We start from the raw sequence: 20,783 nt of genomic DNA on the forward strand, positions 1-20,783 counted from the left end.
AAGAAAAATTGGTTCAGACCTCGCTGTCGATCGGGGAACGGTGGAACAATTAATATCGTTTCCGGTCGCATCGGAATTATATCGTTAGTTATTTGTTTATGGAGAATAGCGGGCTCGAACCGCTGACCCCTACAATGCCATCGTAGTGCTCTACCAACTGAGCTAATTCCCCTTTTGTTTCGCGCTTTTCATAATGCCTTAACTTACCGATGTTTGTCAAGCTTTTTTGCAAAATGAATTTTTTATCCTTGACTGACAAGGTTTATAGCCTTTTTTTTAACGCCTCCTGGCTTCATGGCAATTTTCCATCTGTACTATAGATTAGTATGTGTGTTGAGATATTTCGGTCAAATGACTCAAACAAGACCCCATCAGGAAGTAGACCACTACCAAGGCTGCTGCTGAAGCCGCAACTAGGGTGCCGGCTAGCATTAGTGAAAATTCTCGTTGTGCGATCGCCTCCTGCATTAAGTGCAAAGACCACGCAACTAGAGCAACATCAATTATTAAAATAGAAACCAGCATAAGTTACGTTTTGTAACAGCTCACCCATTGTAACAAAACTTTTGGCTGCGTGCCGATAAGCTAATACGCATTTAACTATTGCTGTTAAACGCACAGGGAGCAGCGAAAACAACGCGAAAAAAAATATAGCTTTTTTTAATAATTACAATATGCAAACTAAATGAGAGCTAGCTCAGCTTTTTTGGGTGTTTCTAGCGGAAAAAGGTCGATCGCCCTTTTTTTCTCCGACCAAGGTGCGATCGCCAATCCTAGCGACGCACCCCTGTGAGTATTTGCTGTGGTGCGTCGCCACTGAATTCCTACCCGTAGTCATCATCGCGGAGGGCGACGCACCCATGTGCGGAATTAATTTCCTATTAGTCTTTGAGGCTCAATTTTCGGTCTTTGCCAAACCAGAAACCACAGGTGCGATCGCATTTAATTTCAACACCGGATGTTCCCCTTCCACCTGCTGACAATTCCACTCATTTCTAAACAGTAAAACAGGCCTTCCCCAACTATCCTTAACCGTCACCGTATTAAACAGCCGCCCCACTTTTGCCAGGGCATCCCAACCACCATCAACCCAGCGAGCAACACTATAAGGCAACATATCGATGCTGGTTTCTACATTATATTCAGACTGCATTCTGAACTGCACCACCTCAAATTGCAACTGTCCCACAGCCGCTAGAATTGGCTCCCGTTTTGACTCATCAACCGAATACATAATTTGCACCGCGCCTTCTTCCTGCAACTCCGAAATACCCTTACGAAACTGCTTGAATTTAGAAGGATTGGGATTTCTCAAATAAGCAAAGAGTTCCGGTGAAAAACAGGGAATCCCTTCATATTCTAGCTTTTGACCAGTGTAAATCGTATCGCCGATCGCAAAAACTCCCGGATTATTCAAACCAATCACATCCCCAGGATAAGCAACATCGATGGACTCCCGATCCTGAGCAAATAATTTTTGAGGTCTTGACAAACGCACCGTTTTACCACTGCGAGCGTGAGTCACATTCATGTCCTTTTCAAACTTACCCGTACACACCCTAATAAACGCTACGCGATCGCGGTGTCTGGGGTCCATATTGGCTTGCAATTTAAACACAAACCCAGTAAAATCTTCATAGGTTGGCGGAAGTTCTCCAGCGCTGCTTTTGCGGGCATTCGGTTTCAGAGCATAGTCTAAAAACGCATCTAAAAACAGCTCAACCCCAAAATTACTCATCGCACTGCCAAAGAAAACAGGCGTCATTTTTCCAGCAGCAACTAAGTCTAAATCTAGCTCATCCCATAACTCATCGAGCAGTTCCAAATCATCTTTAAATTGATAATAAAGATCCGACTCCAAAAGTTCTTCAATACGCGGATCGCCCAAGTCAATCACCGTATCAACAGCAGCGCGAGAACCATGTTGAGTGCGCTCGAACAAGTGAATTTTACGTTGGCGGCGGTCAAAAACACCTTTAAAGCGATCGCCCGTACCGATGGGCCAATTCACCGGATAAGTCTGCAAGCCCAATTCCCGCTCAATTTCGTCCAACAAATCTAAAGGTTCTCTGCTAGGGCGATCGAGCTTATTAAAGAATGTAAATATAGGCAGACTGCGCAGCTTACAAACTTCAAATAACTTCCGAGTTTGCGGTTCCAAACCCTTAGCCGCATCCTCCAACATCACCGCATTATCCGCCGCCGCCAGAGTCCGATAAGTATCTTCACTAAAATCTTGGTGTCCCGGAGTATCCAGCAGATTAATGTGATATTTTTTATACTCAAACTGCAATACAGTAGAGGTAATCGAAATTCCCCGCTGCTGTTCCATTTCCATCCAGTCAGAAGTAGCGTGTCGCTGAGAGCGACGGGCTTTCACAGAACCAGCTTCATGAATAGCACCTCCGTAAAGCAGCAACTTTTCTGTCAGAGTAGTTTTACCCGCGTCGGGGTGTGAGATAATGGCAAAGTTGCGTCGGCGCTCAACAGCAGTTTGCAGTTCGGTTTCAAGTTCTGTGGTCATCCGGTTATAGATTTTAGATTTTAGATTTGAGATTAATCCCACGGCTCAATCCGCGGTTTGTGACCCCTTGGTTTTCGGCGATCGCAAATAAGGTAGGGGAATCATCACCAGACTGCCATTATAGCCTGTGCTAAATTTATGATTAAAGGTAAACTTATCATAAATTCAAGAGAAAAGTAATATGTACGACTCCGACAAGCGGAAGCTGCTATCACTACTGTGCCACGGCGCAATTTTTTTGAGCACGTTATTGTTTTCCATCGGAGTGCCGATCGCTGTATTATTAGTATCGGATGACCCCGTTGTCAAAGATAACGCCAAAGAAGCCATCAATTTTCACCTGAATGTCTGGCTCTACAGCAGCATTATTGCGGTGTTAACTATCATTACTTTTGGTCTAGCCGGGTTTGTCCTGATACCCCTAGGTTATCTGGTACATTGGGGACTGACAATTTTTGCGATTCTCCACGTTTTACAAAATCCCAACCTACCTTACCGCTACCCGTTTATTTTCCGCTTAGTTTAAAGCGAATTTGAGATCGCCGACTTCTTGAAAAAATCGGGTATTTGCTGCTGAGACATCTCCTAAAAACATAGTGAAGAACAGGCTGTTTTGCCTACCCCACCATCATAGGAGATGTCTATTAGACATCTCCTAAAAACCAGTCTGGGGGAGGATGCTTATCCCACCAGCAGGATGGGAGATATCTATTAGCAATTCCCCCGTACCAAGTCAAAATTATCGCAACTCAGCAACTTGAGCAGTATCCGGTAAAGACAGAACCGCTTCTTTAGCATTCAACTTTTGATTCAATTCGCGAATCCGGCGCGACAGCAAACGGATAATATTCACAGCAATTCCCGGTGTTTCATCAATAGCGTCATAGAGCTGCATTTGAGTCAACATCAAACACTCGCAAGGTTCAAGAGCCGTAATAGAAGCCGATCGCGGTTCCGCATCAAATAGCGACATTTCACCAAAACAAGCACCAGCTTTTAACTGTGCCAAATCCCGATCGCCAATGTGAACCCGCACCGTTCCCGATACCAAAATATAGAGCGATCGACCTTCCTGTCCTTCCGTAAAAATTGTGTGTTTAGAAGGAAAAGAAAGTTCATCCATTACCGATGCTAGACGCACGAGAAAATCATCCCGCAGTTCCTTAAAAATTGGAACCGCCCTTACAAATAATAGGCGTTCAACGCTGGTTAACATAGTGCAATGCAGTGATTGATTTAAACTTAAAAATGAGAAGAATAAAAACAGTTGACTGTTGACTGTTGACTGTTGACTGTTGACTAACAACTGCCAACTGCCAACTACCAACTGCCAATTGACCAATATTACCTTCTTCCTCCAGCGCCCAACTGGGTCATCATCTCTTCGACTTGACCTGATACTAGACGATCGGGGTCATTTTGCAGCCTAGGTAGCAATTCCAGCAAAGCCCTGGGCGAGGCTATTTTCAAATAGGCTAACACTGCTTCGCGCACAAAACCTGTAGGATGGCGCAGACAGACCAAAGTTTGTTGAGCGGTGAGAGTCCAGCGGGCTTCCCTAGCCAAATGAAAACAACAAGCCAATGTCCAATCCGAAAGGAAGTGACGCAATTCTAGCAAGCGCCGCAAACGATCGCTAGGAGCTAAGGGTTTGTACACCATCAATTCCGAGAGATTGCTCAGTTTTTCTCTTTCCGAATGCTGATCCAATAGGTTGATGAGCGCTCGCTTACTGGCTATATCAACAGTATTGTCCAAAATTTCCAATCCCCTAGCAACCAGAGAAGGTAGACCAGAAGCGATATTAAAAGCCGCCGCTTGCACAGTATCTAGCGGATACAGAAACTTCATCAGCAAGAAACACCGATCTCTAGCATCAGCCTCTAAACCCGCCAGGGCACGCCTCAACAATTGAGCCGTATCCGCCGCAGGTTCCGAGCCGCTGTTGACATCTTCCATGGACAAGCTGGCGTAGGTTGTGACCCCAGACAAATCCACCATACCTGCGTAAATTTGACCGATAAACATTAACTCCTGTTCAATGAGAGTTTCGACCCCACTGCGTCCGATGCGGTCTAGAACCCCTTCTATCCCCGTTTCTGAGGGCATTTTCAACAGAATGCGGAGGATATTGCGCCTGGTCGTTCCCCAAGCAGTGATTAAATTACCAACCAGAATGTCGATCGCCTCTACAGTCCCAATTTGACCCAAAGCCGTCCAGGCCTGCAACCTCACCAAATCCGATTTGTGGATATCTTCTGCTAAATGAACCAGTAGCGGAATCGCATCATTGTGAAGTTTGACTATCGCCCCCAAAGCAGATTCCCTGGTCGATTTGTAACCTAGTCCGCGGATCAGAGAAGGATAATACTCTTCCGAATGAGTAGCAGAAATCACATCCAACAGAGCGCACCGCACCCGCAAAGATTCATCTTGCAACAGATTCGGTATATACAAACGCAGTCCTTGGAGATAGTCAGCCTCTCCCAGAGCCCGCGTCCCCATCACACGTTCCCGCTCTTGCTTGTGAGTCAGCATTTGTCGCAGAGTATTAGTAGCTTCTGCTTTTTGCTGGCGATCGCCCCTTCTCATAATTAAAGCAGCAGCAGTCCCCCGAACTACCGGGTCCACAGTCGGCTGCAAATACGATCGCAAACTGTCGATATTCGGTTCTGCATCTGTCAGCCAGATGTACCGTAGGGCCAAAGCCAGCACTTCCGGGGGCAGGGATTGGTCGCTCAGGTTACGAACAGCCTCCAAATATGCAGGGTTCGGGTGTTGCAGCATCGTTTCCAGGCTTTGGCGCTGCAAGGATGGCGGCAACGATTCCAGAATCGGCGCCAAGACTTCACCCACATTTTTAGGGTCAATTTGGGTCAACAGTTCTATACAAGAACGCTTGTCATCTTCCCCTCCCGGCTGTTCCAAAGTTTCTACTACTGCCCGTTTCAAGGCTTTCAAGTCCACGTCAGTGACACCCAAGCGTCCCCGTTCTGCACTTTTAACCAACAAACCGACGTATTGAGAACGGATCAGCCAGACCACGAACAGCCACACCAGCGACAGCAGAACGATGACAGCAATAAAAACCAAGCTTTGCTGGTCGTGAAATTGATTTTCGCTTTCGTGAGGGAGTATGTAGTTTGTCACCCACAGTAGAATCAGGATGCCGACTCCAGTCACTCCGCAGGACAAAGGTTCGCCCACACCGTTGACCAAAGTTTGGATTCCCGATCGAATATTATCCGGGATTGGTTGGAACAATACCGGACTCACCGTTTCCAACAGCGTGTAGTGCAGCAGTTCGTCTAGAAACCTCAGAAATACCAGTCCGATAAAAACTGGTACTAAGTTTCCCAAAGAAACTCCCAGAGTCAGCACTCCCAGTATCGCTATCCCCGCGGGTAGAATCATCGCTGTGACGAATACTCCAATTCTTTCCACCAAGCGGCTGGATGCAAACCACTGAGTCCCCACTTGAAACAACCCTTGAATCCCTTCATAAATGCCCAGGAAGCTAGCTATCCAACTAGCCCCATCCCCTGGGTTTTGGTATTCTAGCTGGCTATAAAATTGGAAATCTACTAAGACGTAGAGGACTTCTGCCAGTACGAAAAAGCTAACTAGAGGTATGGCGTATTTTTGCAGCGGGCCTGTAACTTTACGGGCGGTAAATTCTTGATTGTCGTCTTCGTCTTCGTCATCTGTCCAATGGGCTGTTTCTGGGAATGCTTGGCGGTATTTTTCCGTGAGGTAATACAGCAATATCGAGCCTGTGGCAACCATTAACCCCGATATCAGGGTCACATTTTTCAAACCCACTACGTGCAGCAACACCGGTAGAGAAAATCCGCTGACTACTCCAGCTACTAAATAGCCACTGCTGACGAGGGGATAGGTGCGTTTAATTTCTCTGATGTTGAAGAGTTGGTTGGATGTGATGGAAGTATTGAGGTCATTGAGCACATAACAAGCTTCCACCCACAGCCACATCAGGAATATTGTAATGAAGGCGATGCTAATTCCAGCTATCTTAATATCTTCGTAGCCGATGCCGAATCGAAACAGGAATAGCGGTACCGACATCATTCCCAGAACGACTACCACGGTGCGCCGCAAGGGCAGGATTTTTTGCAGCCAGGAGTAGACAAAGCCTAAACCAGAACCGATGAAGGCGCTGGCTATGTAAATCCAGGGCATTTTGTCGGCACCAAATTCGTCTAGAAACAGACCTACTGTGCTGAGTTCCAGCCAGATTAGCCCTACGGAAGTTAAACTGTAGACAAGGAACATCAGTGCGGTTCGCTCTACTTCTTCCGATCGCAGGTTTAGCGATCGAAGCATCCCTTGTCTGACACCCCCTGAACCGCTGATTTGAAAATTGTCCATGCAGCGTTGATTTCCCTCTGTGGTAGCTTATTCCTGACGAACTTCCCAAGTCATCAGCTATCAGTCACCAGTTTATAACTAATGACTGATTGACACTCCACTGTCAACTGTCAACTCTGAGGGCGGGCACTCACAGACACCGCCCCTAGCAATAGTCAACAGTCAACTGTCAACTGTCAACTGTCAACTATTTATACTTTCTTCGGCGACAGCAGCATCATCATACTACGTCCCTCTTTTTTCGGGGCTTGCTGCACTTCGGCAATTTCTTGCAAATCCGTGGCCATGCGTTTGAGCAAGTCCTCTGCTAGGTTACTATGTTGGATTTCCCGACCTCTGAACATGATCGTGGCTTTTACTTTGTCCCCAGATTTGATAAAGCGGTCTGCTAGTTTGAGGCGCACTTGATAATCGTGTTCTTCAATTTTGTAGCGCATCTTCACTTCCTTGACATCGGCAGTGTGCTGCTTCCGCTTTGCTTCGCGTGCTTTTTTCTCTTGCTCGAATTTGTACTTCCCGTAGTCCATCACCCGGCATACTGGCGGGTCAGCTTTGTCGCTGACAAGTACGAGGTCGAGTTCTTTTTCCTCAGCGAGGCGCAGTGCTTCTGAGGGAGTCAATATCCCTAGTTGCGCGCCATCGGTATCGATCACCCGGATTTTGGGGTATCGAATGTTTTCATTAATCTGGGGGAGGTTACGATTTTGTCTTCTTTCAATCACAGGCATGAATTGTTGTGCAAGCAATAGTTTAATAGTGAGGCTTTCGATACTTTTTTGCTAACTTTTGCTAACAAATTTATTAGTTGAGATCAGTTCTCAACCAAGGCGTATCAACCGATGTCAGCAGAAAAATCTCGCAAACACCATTGATCTAATTGATCTATAACATAGGAGGCTGGTCAAGGACTCCAGAAGGAGTAACGCCTGAAGCCCCTTGCTTTTGGGCAGGGGTAAACATTATACTTGCCATTCTACTCAGTCTGGTTGAGTTTCTGCTTAGTTTTATTTTAACTTCACACGCGCGACTCCCGCTTGCCCCTGAAGCATGACACCATGGTCAATAATTTAGGGTAAAACCTCCAGAACCAACTAAAACCCCTTTACCTCTCCTCTCTGGCCATGGGCTTGAGCAAGTCCCCTATTCCTTCAATTTGGCCTGTAGAATAGGTATTGTTGATTGTAAATTTATGTTGCGAGAGTAGACAAAATTGACAAATTCTCTTCACTGGCACCAACGGGTTGGCACTCAAAGAGACTGGGTATGGCGTGGTTGGCAAACTCGCTATACCTATTTGCGTCCCTCTCGTTCCCCTTCGCAGCCAAATCAAGGCACGATCGCCATGGCCGATTCCACCACGCCAATAATTTTACTGCACGGGTTTGGGGCTTCCATCGGTCATTGGCGACACAATCTCGCTGCCCTCGCCGAATTTCACACAGTTTACGCCTTGGATTTGTTGGGGTTTGGAGCTTCCCAAAAAGCACCCCTGAATTACTCTGTATCTGTATGGGTCGATCAAGTTTATGACTTTTGGTTGACTTTTGTCCGAAAGCCGGTAATTTTGGTGGGAAATTCCATCGGTTCCCTGATTTGTCTCGCCGCGGCGGCGGCTCACCCCGATATGGTGGCTGGCATCGTGATGATTAGCCTCCCAGACCCCTCTGTGCGAGCCGAGGCCGTGCCGTCGTGGCTGTTACCCGCGATCGAACTTGTCGAAAGTATCTTTGTTTCCCCCCTCATACTCAGGCCCCTGTTCTACCTAGTCCGCAAGCCTTCTTTTGTGCGTCGCTGGGCCGCCTTTGCCTATTCTGGCCCCGATGCCATCACCGACGAATTAGTAGACATTCTCTCCGGCCCGGCTGGCGATCGAGGTTCCGCCAGAGCCTTCTGTGCTTTATTTAAAGCTGTGGGTAGTTCACAGTTTGGACCTAGTGTCAAGAGTGTGTTACGAAACTTAAAAATTCCGATGTTATTAATTTGGGGTCGGCAAGACCGCATGATTCCCCCCCAGTTTGCGAAGCCTCATAAATTTGTCGAATGCAGCCCCAATTATGTAGAGTTAGTGGAATTAGATAATGCTGGCCACTGTCCCCAGGATGAATGCCCCGAACAAGTAAATCAAGAAATTTTGAACTGGATGGCCGGGAAGTTTGAACTTAAGTCAGTAGTCAGTGGTCATTAGTCAGCAGTCATTAGTCAGTGGTCATTAGTTAGTAGCAGTAACAATCCCTTGGACTACCCAACAGTCAACAGCCAACAGCAAGCATAAAAAAATCTGACCAAGTATGAATGACTAATGGTGATATTCTATTTCACTGAGCCCGCGTCCCTCGATCGCATCCGATGCCTGAAATTGCTCCTTTGAATAACCGTAAAATTCTACCTTCTAACTTCTACCTTCGAGCTTCCAGAAATAGCTCGTTTTATACTGCCAAAAATAAATATGTTCCCTTGTACGGCAATCTTTCTATCAACTTTGGACCGATAGACCACCAGCCTGTCACAGGGCGACTATGTGCCAAAATCTGGCATTGGTGAGTCTCTTAAGGCATAAAAAAGTCAATTTAGCCCAAAACTGAGAAACGGCGATCGCCCCAATCATCATCTTTCAGCCAAATCCTGAAATACTTTGGGCAAAGCATCACCCTTCCAGATAAAGGCAGCAACGCAAACGAGGAAAAACTGTCGTGAAATTCCACTGGCTACTACCGAGTTTCTTAGGTGTATTTTTGCTCACCGGAGCCGCCCAAGCAGCAAGACTGCAATCTTGGCGGTTTGATGCTTCACAGAACCGGCTTTACATTACAACAGATGGGGGAGTACAACCCAAGGCTCAACTGATATTCAACCCAACCCGATTGGTGATCGATTTACCAGGGACAAGTCTGGGCCGTCAATCCCTAAATCAGCCCTTCTCAGGGGCGATCGAATCCGTGCGTTTAGGGCAGTTTGACGACGATACCACCAGAATAGTGGTTGAGTTAAAAGACGGATTTACGATCGACCCTGCTCAAATAAAATTTCGAGGTATTTCTCCGAGCGAGTGGACAGTGGATTTGCCAACGCCAACGCGAGCCGAAAATTCCAATTCCAGTTCCGAATTGGGTGGCGAAAGATTGTCCGTCGATCCATCTGCAACGGCATCCAATACCGCTGAAACGACTGTAGTTCAGAACGTTCAGGTAACAGCAGACGGTTTTTTAGTCCGCACCCTAGGTGGCCGCCCCCAAATTAACTTTCAACAAAGTCGCGCAGGGGACATCGCCACCCTAGATATTGAAGGCGCAACTCTCGCTCCTGGGCTTAACAGCCAACAGCCCCAGACTAACGGCAAACACGGCGTAGAACGGATTGAAGTCCGGCAACTGCCAACAGATCCCCCCATTACCCGCGTCACTTTGCGGATGAATAGTTCTAACACGCAGTGGCGAGCATCTGTAACCAGTTTGGGCTCCATTGCCGTACTACCTGCGGGTACAAGGACGCCCACCACCCCTCGTCGGCTGACGGTAGACCCTCCTGTGCGCTCCTATCCTAGTATGCAGCCACCAGTCGATCGAACACGCAACCCCCAGCCGTTGCCCAGAACCATCACCGGATCTACCGATTTGCCCCCAGTTTCCAACCGCCGCTCAGTAGTAGTCCTCGATCCAGGCCACGGTGGCCGCGATCCCGGTGCTGTAGGGATTGGCGGAATTCAGGAAAAGGACATCGTTTTGGATATCTCCTTTCAAGTAGCCCGCATCCTGGAACAGCAAGGGGTACAAGCGGTGATGAGTAGAACTGACGACAGCGAAATTGACCTGGAACCAAGAGTTTCTTTGGCCGAGCGACTAAATGCTACTTTATTCGTGAGCATTCACGCCAATGCCATTAACATGAGTCGGCCGGATGTGAGCGGGATTGAAACGTACTATTTCGACAATGGACTAGATTTGGCCAGGACTATTCACGCCAGTATTTTGCAGGGGACGGGGGCAGATGACCGCCGAGTGCGACAGGCTAGGTTTTATGTTCTCAGAAAGACTACTATGCCTTCTGTATTGCTGGAAGTTGGGTTTGTGACTGGTGCGGAGGATGCTGCCAAGCTTTCCGATCCAGCTTACCGCAGTCAAATGGCTGCTTCGATCGCCCGTGGCATTTTGCTGTATCTTCAGCAAAGATAATATATTGGCGGAGAGAGGGTAATTGGTAATTGGTTATTAGTTATTGGTAATTGGTTATTAGTTATTGGTTATTGGTAGCAACTGCCAACTAACAACTGCCAACTGCCAACTAACAACTAACAACTGCCAACTGCCAACTGCCAACTGCCAACTGCCAACTGCCAACTAACCCTTCGACTACGCTCAGGGCACAGCAACTGCCAACTGCCAACTAACAACTAATAATTAACCAATGACAACAGACTCTGGACAACAAAGAATCGGTATTTTTGATAGCGGGGTAGGTGGTTTAACTGTCTTGAGGGAGTTGTACCGACAATTACCCAAGGAATCAATACTTTATTTTGGAGACACGGCGAGGGTTCCCTATGGCACTCGTACTGCTGCGGAGATTGTGCAGTTTGTGCGGGAAATTATGACTTGGCTGGTGGAACAGGATGTGAAAATGGTGATTATGGCCTGCAACACCAGTTCGGCTTTGGCGATGGAAATGGTGCAGGCTGAGTTTGATATTCCGGTGCTGGGAGTAATTCTGCCGGGGGCCCAGGCTGCGGTACAGGAAGGGAAGCGGATTGGAGTCATCGCCACTCCTGCTACGGCGGCTAGCAATGCTTATCGCAATGCGATTTTGGAAATGGAAAATTCTTGCCGAGTGTGGCAAGTTAGCTGTCCGGCTTTTGTGCCACTGGTGGAGCAAAACCGCATTTACGATCCTTACACTACTGAGGTAGCGCGGGAATATTTAGCTCCTTTGATTCAGCAGCGTATCGATACGCTGATTTACGGCTGCACTCATTATCCGCTGTTGGCTCCAGTGTTGCGATCGCTGTTACCTGCTGGGGTCAATTTAATCGATCCGGCGGTGCGGGTAGTGGCTGCTGCTGCTCAGGAATTAGAGCTTTTAGGGCTGCGGAATTCAGGTACTGCTTTGCCTACTCGTTTTTGCGTCAGTGGCCAGCCAGAGCAGTTTGCCGAAGTGTCTGTGCAGTGGCTAGGCTGTACTCCTGCGGTGGAGAAAATTGTACTGCCGACGGTGGTGCGATCGACGGTATCGATCGTCGAATCGGTTGAATAAACTCCATCCCATCTCAACAGCACTCCCGTTAACCTTCAGTATAACGGGAGGTAGATTCCAGAATCCCCATGGCTTAAGGCCCAGGAGTGTCAACTTTGATCCTTCTTGCTTCTTCCCGCAAATCCAGCTTGGCCCGCAACTCCTCCTTAATCCTATTTAAAATAGAATCATCATCCAAAGAAGACAAAATCTTGGTGACAACAGCCTTGGGCCCATCATCTCCCCAAGAAGCACCATTAGCCAAATAAGCCTTAGTAACTTGACCGATTCCGTAGCAAGAAACTCCCCCAATCGCAGCTTGCGTCATAGCTACTGAAACATAAGGTCCTAAAGCTAAGCCCCCGGTTGCCGGTGTCGCTAAACCCAACAATCCTTTCAAAGAACTCAAACCAAAATTCGCCACCAATTCCCCCGCTGTAATTCCCCCCATACTAATGGCAATTTTTTGTAACAATTCCACTGCTCCCGCTTCCGTCATGGCAATGCCGTAAACTTTAGACAGAGTTAATATCATCACCACATCAATTACAGCACCGCTGAGGATATCAATTACAGTAATTGGATTAAGGGCGATCGCCACTGCTTTAGTCATTACCCCATTCCAGATAATCCGATTAGCAGCATCCTCTCGAATTTCCATTTTCCGCTGCACCAACTGCTCGTTAATATCCCCTGCACAGAGCATCGTATTCAAAGCGACCAAAGACTTACCTTCCCGGTCTAAAATCTCCAAAATCTTTAATTTTAAATCCTCAACTTGTGGCAAACCGCGAGTCATTTTCACGCCCATACTGCCATCGGGACGGCGCACTGCATTCGCCGTCAAAGGTGATGCAGCAGCCATCACAATTTCATCAGGAGATAACAATTCTTTCACGCGATCGTCCCGAATTTTGTGATAAATTGCCAATCTGTCTGCATCGGGATATTGGTCAATTTTATTAAATACTAATAACATCGGTTTTCCGGCTTCTCGCAATTGCGAAAGTGCTTGATATTCCACCTTCGTAATGTCGCCCGCCACCACAAACAAAATCAAATCTGCTTGTTTCGCAATGCGCCTAGCCAAAAGTTCGCGAGTTTCGCCATCAACTTCATCTATTCCCGGAGTATCGATTAATTCAACTTGCGACAAACGGTAAATAATCGGCGAAAATCGTAGCGTAGCGGGGCGTAAGCCATCGGGCAAATTTTGATTAACTCCATCACCAACATCCCACTGTCCAATCGTTGTGGTGCGAGTCACGCCGTGAGTCGGGCCTGTTTCAAACACATTTTGACCCAAAAGCGCGTTCAAAACCGAAGATTTGCCCCTCCCCACCATTCCAAACACAGCGATTTGGACACAAGCGCGCTCTAGCTTATCGAGCATTTTCTCCAACCCCCTAATTTCCGGCTCTAGTCCAGTTCGCTCGATGGGAGTCAAGTCGAGATTTTCTACGATATCTCGCAGAGCATCTGTAGCATGGCGGAGGTTGAGTTCTGCCTGAATATCTGCGAAGCTTAAAATTGTGTCATCTAATTCTCGATCGACATTGGAGAAATCGGAGTCTTCAGTCATTGTTCCCTGATTTGATAGCTTTGTTTTATGTGAACTACTCACCGCTAACCTGGAGTACCACGCACAACGCGGGAGCTTCTGTAATCACAGGCGAGTGCCTCAAGACAGACTTCCGTCCCCATGAAGGTCTTACCTCCCCTCCTACAGCAGAAACGGCTGAACCATCCGTCTTTAGCATTCTGAGTCCTTCTGCTCTAATATTTGTGGCGGCGTTTCCATCCCTGTCGTGACGAGTGCCACAGTGATGACAAGTCCATTCCCTCACATCTAAAGGCATTTCACTTGCCTGACTACAATGCTATTCTAGCTTTCTGTGCCTGCTTCGTACAGAGTCCAGTAAGTAGCAGTAGGGCATGGCTCACAGATCTCAATTTTCAGTTTAAATGTAGTACCAGTCTTGTTTGTGAGTTCGAGAGTCCGACAGGGGTTAAAAACCCCTGTCTCATAGCTAAAGTCCTCTAAAAGAGGACTAATATTGATAATATATTCTATTATAATCTTGAGTCGGTTTTAACCGACTTTAGCTATGAGGCAGGGGTTTAAACCCCTGCTCTAAAAGAGGACTAATATTGATAATATATTCTATTATAATCTTGAGTCGGTTTTAACCGACTTTAGCTATGAGGCAGGGGTTTAAACCCCTGCTGGACTGATGGAAAGCGCGTGTTATTTGAGGGTTAATGACTAAATTAATTAAAATAGCCAGTTATCCATTTTTGGGGCGCATCCTCATTTTCCTGTTAGCTTTATTATCCATCTGGTTGCCCCTAGCAGCACCAATTTACTTATTAGTTAAAGACAGCAACCTCGCCACTATTCTAACTATGGCACTGTTGTTTAGTGAGTTTCTGTTCTTGGTGCGACTCTGGGGAAAAAAAGTTTACGGAAACAGCCAAGTGATCAAAAGCTATGGTTTGATCAATACTAGACAGAACGGTTTCGAGTTTTTAATTGGATTGGCGATCGGGCTTTTGCTCACTTTCAGCTTATTTGGGGTGCAAGGACTGCTCGGTTTCGTCTCATGGCAAAATTCAGATAATTTGCCTAGAATCATTGCAGAAGGGCTTTTGAGTGCTTTAGGAGTGGGTTTTGCGGAGGAGTTGGTATTCCGTGGTTGGTTGCTCGATGAGTTGCAGCGGGACTACAGCGATCGAGTATCTTTGTGGGCGAATAGCATTTTGTTTGCCCTATCCCATTTTATCAAACCTGTGGTTGCCATGCTGCGGAGTTGGCCGCAGTTTCCGGGGTTGTTGCTGTTGGGTTTGATATTGGTTGGGGGAAAGCGATCGCGCCAAAATCGTCTTGGTTTGCCGATCGGCTTTCATGCAGGTTTAGTTTGGGGATATTATATGATTAATGTCGGGAAATTAATTATATATTCTGGTTCGGTACCGGACTGGGTGACGGGAGTTAACGGCAATCCGCTAGCTGGTGCGATCGGGCTATTGTTTTTAGGTACATTGGTTTTAGGAATGCGAAAAATTTCTGAAAATTCTCATTAGTCGATCGCTGGTTGGTAGTTCGTATCCTCAAATCTCACATACTAAGTAGAAGGAAGAAGGAAGAAGTCACCCCCCCTGCCCCCCCCCTAGGGGGGAAATTCAGGAAGAAGGAAGAAGACTTATGCAGTCAGCTTTTCGGTCATCCGTATTTTACAACACTAATTCCTGTAGGCTAGATTTAGCATAAAATGTGGTTATAAAGTTTATAACTATGTAACAAAAGAACTCTATTTTTGCTTGATTACCACCAAAGTAATATCATCAAAAACCTTCTGAACACCAATATACTGTCGCACATCAGCGATCGCAGCTTCCCGAATTTCCTGGGCTGAGCGTTGACGATTTTCAACCACCACTTGCCACAACCTTTTTAATCCGTACTGCACTTTACTAATATTTTTAGCTTCAGGAATTCCATCAGTATAAAGCACCACCACATCCCCAGGATTTAACTGCACTTCTGCTTGAGCAACAAAGTCGCCAATCTCTTCTACTAAGCCAATGGGAAAGCCTAAATCCATCGTGTCTACGCACTCCAATGTTCCATCAGCCCGCACCACAATCATTTCTTCATGTTGTCCGCTTAATTTCAGGACACCTCCGGCATAATCTAAGATGGCTAAAGTCATATTTTTATCCGAGTCAATGCGCTGGAGATTGTCATAAAGTGTCTGGTTTATGATATCCAAAAACTTCACAGGATCTGTTTCGTTCATTTTCTGAAGCGTCCTGACAGCAGTTTGTGCCATAATCATCAACACGCCACTTTCTAAACCATGTCCGGTGACATCACCAATACTAATTTTAACTCTTCCATCCTGTTGCAATACGTCGTAGTAATCACCGCCAATTTCATCTGCCGGTTCCATAAATCCAGCTATTTCTAAACCTTCAATTGCTGCGAGTTCTGACTGTTTGGGCAACACCATTTGTTGCAATTGTTTGACAATATTAAGTTCTGCATTCATGCGGACATTTTCGGCTTTGAGTTTCTGATTTAGGGTGCTAATTTCTTGATTTGCTTGAGCTAGTTGAGCCGTGCGTTCTTCGACTTTATCTTCTAAGTTTTGATAGAGTCGAGCATTGTCGATCGAAATCGCTGCTTGGGAAGATAATATCTTTAAAACTGCCAATCTATCAGAAGTAAAAGCTCCTGTAGTCAGATTATTTTCTAAGTACAGAATGCCGATGAGTTTGCCTTGATTAATAATAGGAGTGCATAAGAGTGACTTAGGCTGATTTTTAACCATATAAGGTTCGCTAGTAAAAACTCCTTCCTTAGCAGCATCCGATAAAACGACATCTTCTCGAGTTCTCGCCACGTATTGGATGACACCTAGTGGCAGTTTTTCGCTAGTTTCAATGTTGATTGACTGCAAGACAGTGACTCGTTCTGAATCCACAGAGCCTTCAGCTTCAATCAACAATCTTTCCTGAGATTCTAAAATTAGGAAACCAACTTGCGCCCCGGCATTTTCGATCGAAATCTTGAGCAATTTCGGTAGTAGTTGCTCTAACATAACTTCACTCCCAATCGCTTGGGAGGATTTGATGACTGTGGCGAAATCTAAAGCGATGTCTGAACTTGTGGTAGTTTGTATTTGGGTTACACTCGTGCGCGCTTCTGTAATGCGAGTGGCTGCCAAAGATTTAGTTCGTAACTGCGGATATCTTGATTCCAAATCCTTAACTTTTGCCCAAGCTTGCCAGCGAGTATAGCTATAGTATGTCTCTTGCAAATAGGTTTCGGCAATTTTGTCCATACCACTTGCTAGATAAAATTCAGCCGCCAACTCATAAGCCAGAGCTTCATCTTGAATATATCCGTTGTCTATAGCACCCTTAATCGCTCGATTGTAAAGCTCTGCTGCTTGCCAATTATGACCTAATACCCTAGCTTTTTCAGCCTCCACTAAGTCGTATTTGTGCTGGAAGTTGACCGACACACAATCGACCCATTTTTTCATTTTATTTTGATTGAGATTTACTTGTTCGAGATATTCTATTTTTCGCTCGTGATCGGCATTTGGGTATAAAGCCAGAAGGGATAAAGAATAGTAAAATGGATGTTGAGTGGCAGGAAGCAATCCTGCCATCGCTTGTTCGTACTCCGTAGCGATCGCTGCATTGTTTGCAGCTTCCTGATAGTCTTTAAATAGATAACTAAGCATAGTTATGACTAGATAAAAGCAAAATAAAGAACTAAAATTATTATTCTCTTTAAAGAATACTAGCATTTCTTCTTCGTTGAAAAGCTCACCCATTAAGCGATTATTATTGTCAGTTTTACCAAGTAAATTCCAGGCTAAATACACCCAATTTTTGGCATAATAAAATGAAAATTCCTGTTTTGATTTATGAAAAAAATCAATATAAGTCATTTGCTTATCATAAACTGACTCCAAAGGCTCTCCCACCAATAATATGTAAGCACAATAGTGAAGAGCAGAATAACCGGCAAATTCTAAATCTCCAGTTTCCATCCCGAATCGAACGGTTTGGCGCAAAGCTTCTATTGAGGCACGAGCAGGTTCTTTCCAGTGTCTAATGAAGGCATTAAATACTTCATGAACCTTGCATTTTATATAGCTCGATTCAAATTTATCTAACACCTGCAAAGCTAATCTACCAAACTTATATCCCGCCTCGATATCGTTCATTTCCGTACACAAAAGAACTCCATAAAAAGCGTAAGCAAAAGCAGCTTGGGGCGAATTCCCTTCTCGAAGACATAGTTCGAGCATGGTAAATGCGATCGTCGGTAATAAGGCAGGATTACTAATATAGGCAGGACTAAATAAATTTACTAATATACGCATGGCTGACAATAAGGCAGGGTCAGTCATTTCTGGCAATTCATAAAGACTGTCAATGTTTAAGTTGGTCGGCGGTGAGTGTGACAAAGACACGCCCAGCATTTCCAGAAGTTGCAAGCCAGTATCTATCGCACAAGACATCTGATTTTGAACGCAAGCAAACTGTATCTTTGCCTCGTAAACATTAATTCGATCGAGTACAGTTTTGGCTTGTTGAAATAGAATCTCAGAAAGCTTTTCAGCTTCTTCAAAATTGGTATTTAAGTATTCTGCCTGTACCGCTTCTGTATAAATATTTAGTGTCAATTCGTACTGGAGTTCCCAACTATTTTCTGCTAAGAGATCTAATGCCTTATGCAAATATTGAACAGCTTCACCATAAGCTGTTGCTGCTTTTGCTTTATGACCCGCTATGAAATTTAGCTTGGCAATTTCGTCTCGCTCTTGTCGCTCCGTAATAATTTCACCAGCTTTATTAAAATGATCGACAACTTCAAATACTTTTTCGGATAAGGTTTCCGATCGCCTGTTTTGCCGAATTAAGCGACCAATTTGTAAATGAATTGCTTTTTTCTGTGATTCATCAATCAAAGCATATGCAGCTTCCTGGATGCGATCGTGTCCAAATTTATAATATTGGATTAAAAGTTCAGAATCTAATTCTGATAAGGAAATAATTAACTCTGACTGAATGGCAACTTTGAGATCTGAAAAAAGCTCTACTACCGATTTTCCGGAAATAAGTGATAGGATCTTCAAATCAAAATCTCTTCCTACACAAGCTGCAAAATGCAATAATTGCTGACTTGATTCAGGCAATTTCTTGAGCTTGGCAATCATTAAGTCAACTACATTTTCAGTAATCGATGTTTGTTCAATTTGGGCGATATTCCATTGCCAAATATGCGAGTAAAAATTGAAATAAATCAGCTCTTCATTGTACAACTTTTTCAAAATTTCGTTAACAAAAAAAGGGTTTCCATTAGTTTTACTAAATACTAATTTGGATAATGATTTTATGGTTTCTATGTTAGCAGACAATGTATCAGCAATAAGCTGGCTAATATGTTCTATACTTAAAGGTGCGAGCGCGATCGTATTGACAGTCGCACCTCCAGTGCGGATGTCTTCCAAAGCCATCATCAAAGGATGAGTTAAGTTGACTTCGTTATCTCGATACGCTCCTATTAAAAATAGGTATTGCGTTTCTGCATCCGTCATCATTAGTTGAATTAATTTGAGAGTAGCAGAGTCGGCCCATTGCAAGTCATCCAAAAAGATAACTAACGGATGATCTCGATCGCAAAAAGTGCGAATAAAGTTTTGGAATACTAAATTAAAGCGATTTTGCGCTTCAGCAGAGCCTAAATTGGGCACTGGTGGTTGTTTGCCAAGAATCAGTTCTACTTCAGGAATTACATCAATTACGATCTGACCGTTAACACCTAAAGCTGTTAATATTTTTTGTCGCCATTTATTTAGTTGTGTTTCTGTTTCTGTTAACAGTTGTCGAACCAAGTCTGAAAAAGCTGCCACTACAGCCGAGTAGGGAATATTACGCTGAAACTGATCGAATTTTCCAGCAATAAAATAGCCGCGGTCGCGAGTAATTGGCTTGTAAATTTCTTGTACTAATGCTGATTTGCCAATTCCCGAATAACCCGCTACCAGCATCAGTTCGATTCCGTCTATTTTCCCTGCTGCCACTCGCTCGAATGCTTCTAATAAAGTAACAATCTCTGCTTCACGTCCGTAGATTTTTTGGGGAATTTGAAACTTGCCGGAGGTATCTTTAGAACCGAGATTGAATGGCTCAATTAGGTTTTGGGTTTGTAACTGGTTCAGACATATTTCTAAATCAGCTTTGATGCCAAAAGCACTTTGATATCGATCTTCAGCCGTTTTCGCTATCATTTTCATCACAATATCGGAAACAGGCTTGGGTATTTCTGGCTTGATTTGATGGGGTGAATCGGGCTGTTTAGCAATATGACAATGTACCAATTCTAAAACATCATTAGTAGTAAATGGAAGTTGTCCGGTCAGGAGTTCGCAGAAGGTAATACCAAGAGAATAAAAGTCAGTGCGGTAATCGAGGAAGCGATTCATTCTCCCGGTTTGCTCTGGAGAAATATAAGCTAATGTCCCTTCTAAAATATTCGGGCTTTTCAGGGTGGGATTTTCACGAGTGAAGACGGTGGAAATGCCAAAATCGATAATTTTTACTTGTCCTGTTTCTTGATTGAGAAGAATATTGGCAGGGTTAATATCCTTGTGAATAACGTTGGCAGCATGAATGTTACCCAAAATCTCTGCTATTTTGATGGCGATGTGGAGAAACTGGCGTAGGGAGGCAATGTTTTGTGCTTCTACAGGATTGTTCATCAACATCTTCAACGAGCTACCACCAAAATCTTCCTGGACGATGACCAACATCCTTTGATATGCCTGGAGGCTGTAGACTTTGATGACTCCCTCGATGTTCAGATTGCTGGCAATCTCATACTCCTGCTTGTAGCGGGTCAGCTCAGCAGGCGTGGGATAGTCCTGCTTTAGCGTTTTGAGGATAACAGGTTGGTTATCCTGTTGTCGGATACCTCGATAAACTATAGAATTGGTGCTTTCGTAAATTTGACTGAGAATCTGGTAACCACTAAGTACGATCGTCATTATAATTATCCAGTCAATAAATTAAAGTTTTGATATGCGCAAATAATAACCTAATTTACGACAATATTTAGAAGTTA

At 45.0% G+C, this 20,783-nt stretch carries 12 protein-coding genes, 1 tRNA gene and 1 pseudogene; 5 read left to right on the forward strand and 9 right to left on the reverse strand.

Going from position 1 to position 20,783, the window contains the following annotated elements:
• Positions 1 to 99: 99 nt before the first annotated feature.
• The 3 genes from ACBR23_RS01755 to prfC all read right to left on the reverse strand — a co-directional run bounded on the left by ACBR23_RS01755 (position 100) and on the right by prfC (position 2,524).
• A tRNA-Ala gene (locus ACBR23_RS01755) sits at positions 100 to 172 on the reverse strand.
• A gap of 149 nt (positions 173 to 321) precedes the next feature.
• Positions 322 to 525, reverse strand: coding sequence for a hypothetical protein (locus ACBR23_RS01760; RefSeq protein WP_333443750.1), 204 nt, complete (start codon positions 523 to 525; stop codon positions 322 to 324).
• A 370-nt stretch (positions 526 to 895) separates the two neighbouring features.
• Positions 896 to 2,524: a peptide chain release factor 3 gene (gene prfC, locus ACBR23_RS01765; RefSeq protein ID WP_371114898.1), complete on the reverse strand. Its 1,629-nt coding sequence runs from the start codon at positions 2,522 to 2,524 to the stop codon at positions 896 to 898.
• Positions 2,525 to 2,705: 181 nt separating this feature from the next.
• On the opposite strand from prfC, the gene ACBR23_RS01770 reads away from it, so the two are divergent.
• The gene (locus ACBR23_RS01770; protein ID WP_341737402.1) at positions 2,706 to 3,050 is read left to right on the forward strand and encodes a DUF4870 domain-containing protein; all 345 of its coding nucleotides are present in this window, start codon (positions 2,706 to 2,708) and stop codon (positions 3,048 to 3,050) included.
• Positions 3,051 to 3,263: 213 nt separating this feature from the next.
• Here ACBR23_RS01770 and ACBR23_RS01775 read toward each other — a convergent pair whose 3' ends face one another.
• The 3 genes from ACBR23_RS01775 to infC all read right to left on the reverse strand — a co-directional run bounded on the left by ACBR23_RS01775 (position 3,264) and on the right by infC (position 7,641).
• On the reverse strand, positions 3,264 to 3,740 hold the full coding sequence (locus tag ACBR23_RS01775; protein ID WP_341737403.1) for a cyclic nucleotide-binding domain-containing protein: 477 nt from the start codon (positions 3,738 to 3,740) through the stop codon (positions 3,264 to 3,266).
• Between the two features lie 128 nt (positions 3,741 to 3,868).
• Positions 3,869 to 6,913, reverse strand: a complete 3,045-nt coding sequence (locus ACBR23_RS01780) for a HEAT repeat domain-containing protein (RefSeq protein WP_371118445.1) — start codon at positions 6,911 to 6,913, stop codon at positions 3,869 to 3,871.
• Between the two features lie 191 nt (positions 6,914 to 7,104).
• Positions 7,105 to 7,641, reverse strand: a complete 537-nt coding sequence (gene infC / locus ACBR23_RS01785) for a translation initiation factor IF-3 (RefSeq protein ID WP_236508115.1) — start codon at positions 7,639 to 7,641, stop codon at positions 7,105 to 7,107.
• Between the two features lie 482 nt (positions 7,642 to 8,123).
• On the opposite strand from infC, the gene ACBR23_RS01790 reads away from it, so the two are divergent.
• The 3 genes from ACBR23_RS01790 (at position 8,124) to murI (ending at position 12,157) form a co-directional block, all read left to right on the forward strand.
• On the forward strand, positions 8,124 to 9,098 hold the full coding sequence (locus tag ACBR23_RS01790) for an alpha/beta fold hydrolase (protein ID WP_371114900.1): 975 nt from the start codon (positions 8,124 to 8,126) through the stop codon (positions 9,096 to 9,098).
• 505 nt (positions 9,099 to 9,603) lie between these two features.
• Positions 9,604 to 11,082 (forward strand): N-acetylmuramoyl-L-alanine amidase, encoded by a 1,479-nt coding sequence (locus tag ACBR23_RS01795; RefSeq protein WP_371118446.1) that lies wholly within the window; start codon positions 9,604 to 9,606, stop codon positions 11,080 to 11,082.
• 232 nt (positions 11,083 to 11,314) lie between these two features.
• Entirely contained in the window at positions 11,315 to 12,157 is an 843-nt protein-coding gene (gene murI, locus ACBR23_RS01800) for a glutamate racemase (RefSeq protein WP_371114902.1), read from the forward strand.
• Positions 12,158 to 12,230: 73 nt separating this feature from the next.
• On the opposite strand, the gene ACBR23_RS01805 is transcribed toward murI, so the two are convergent.
• Positions 12,231 to 13,718: a GTP-binding protein gene (locus ACBR23_RS01805; protein ID WP_371118447.1), complete on the reverse strand. Its 1,488-nt coding sequence runs from the start codon at positions 13,716 to 13,718 to the stop codon at positions 12,231 to 12,233.
• Positions 13,719 to 13,752: 34 nt separating this feature from the next.
• Positions 13,753 to 14,001, reverse strand: a pseudogene (locus tag ACBR23_RS01810) (zinc ribbon domain-containing protein); the annotation flags it as partial.
• 397 nt (positions 14,002 to 14,398) lie between these two features.
• Between ACBR23_RS01810 and ACBR23_RS01815 the strand changes: the two are divergent.
• Complete coding sequence (locus ACBR23_RS01815) at positions 14,399 to 15,220, forward strand: CPBP family intramembrane glutamic endopeptidase (protein WP_371114905.1); 822 nt, start codon at positions 14,399 to 14,401, stop codon at positions 15,218 to 15,220.
• Between the two features lie 227 nt (positions 15,221 to 15,447).
• Here ACBR23_RS01815 and ACBR23_RS01820 read toward each other — a convergent pair whose 3' ends face one another.
• Positions 15,448 to 20,706, reverse strand: a complete 5,259-nt coding sequence (locus ACBR23_RS01820) for an AAA family ATPase (protein WP_371118448.1) — start codon at positions 20,704 to 20,706, stop codon at positions 15,448 to 15,450.
• Positions 20,707 to 20,783: the final 77 nt, after the last annotated feature.

The organism is Microcoleus sp. (genome assembly GCF_041354475.1).
In the GTDB taxonomy this organism is placed as follows: domain Bacteria; phylum Cyanobacteriota; class Cyanobacteriia; order Cyanobacteriales; family Microcoleaceae; genus Microcoleus.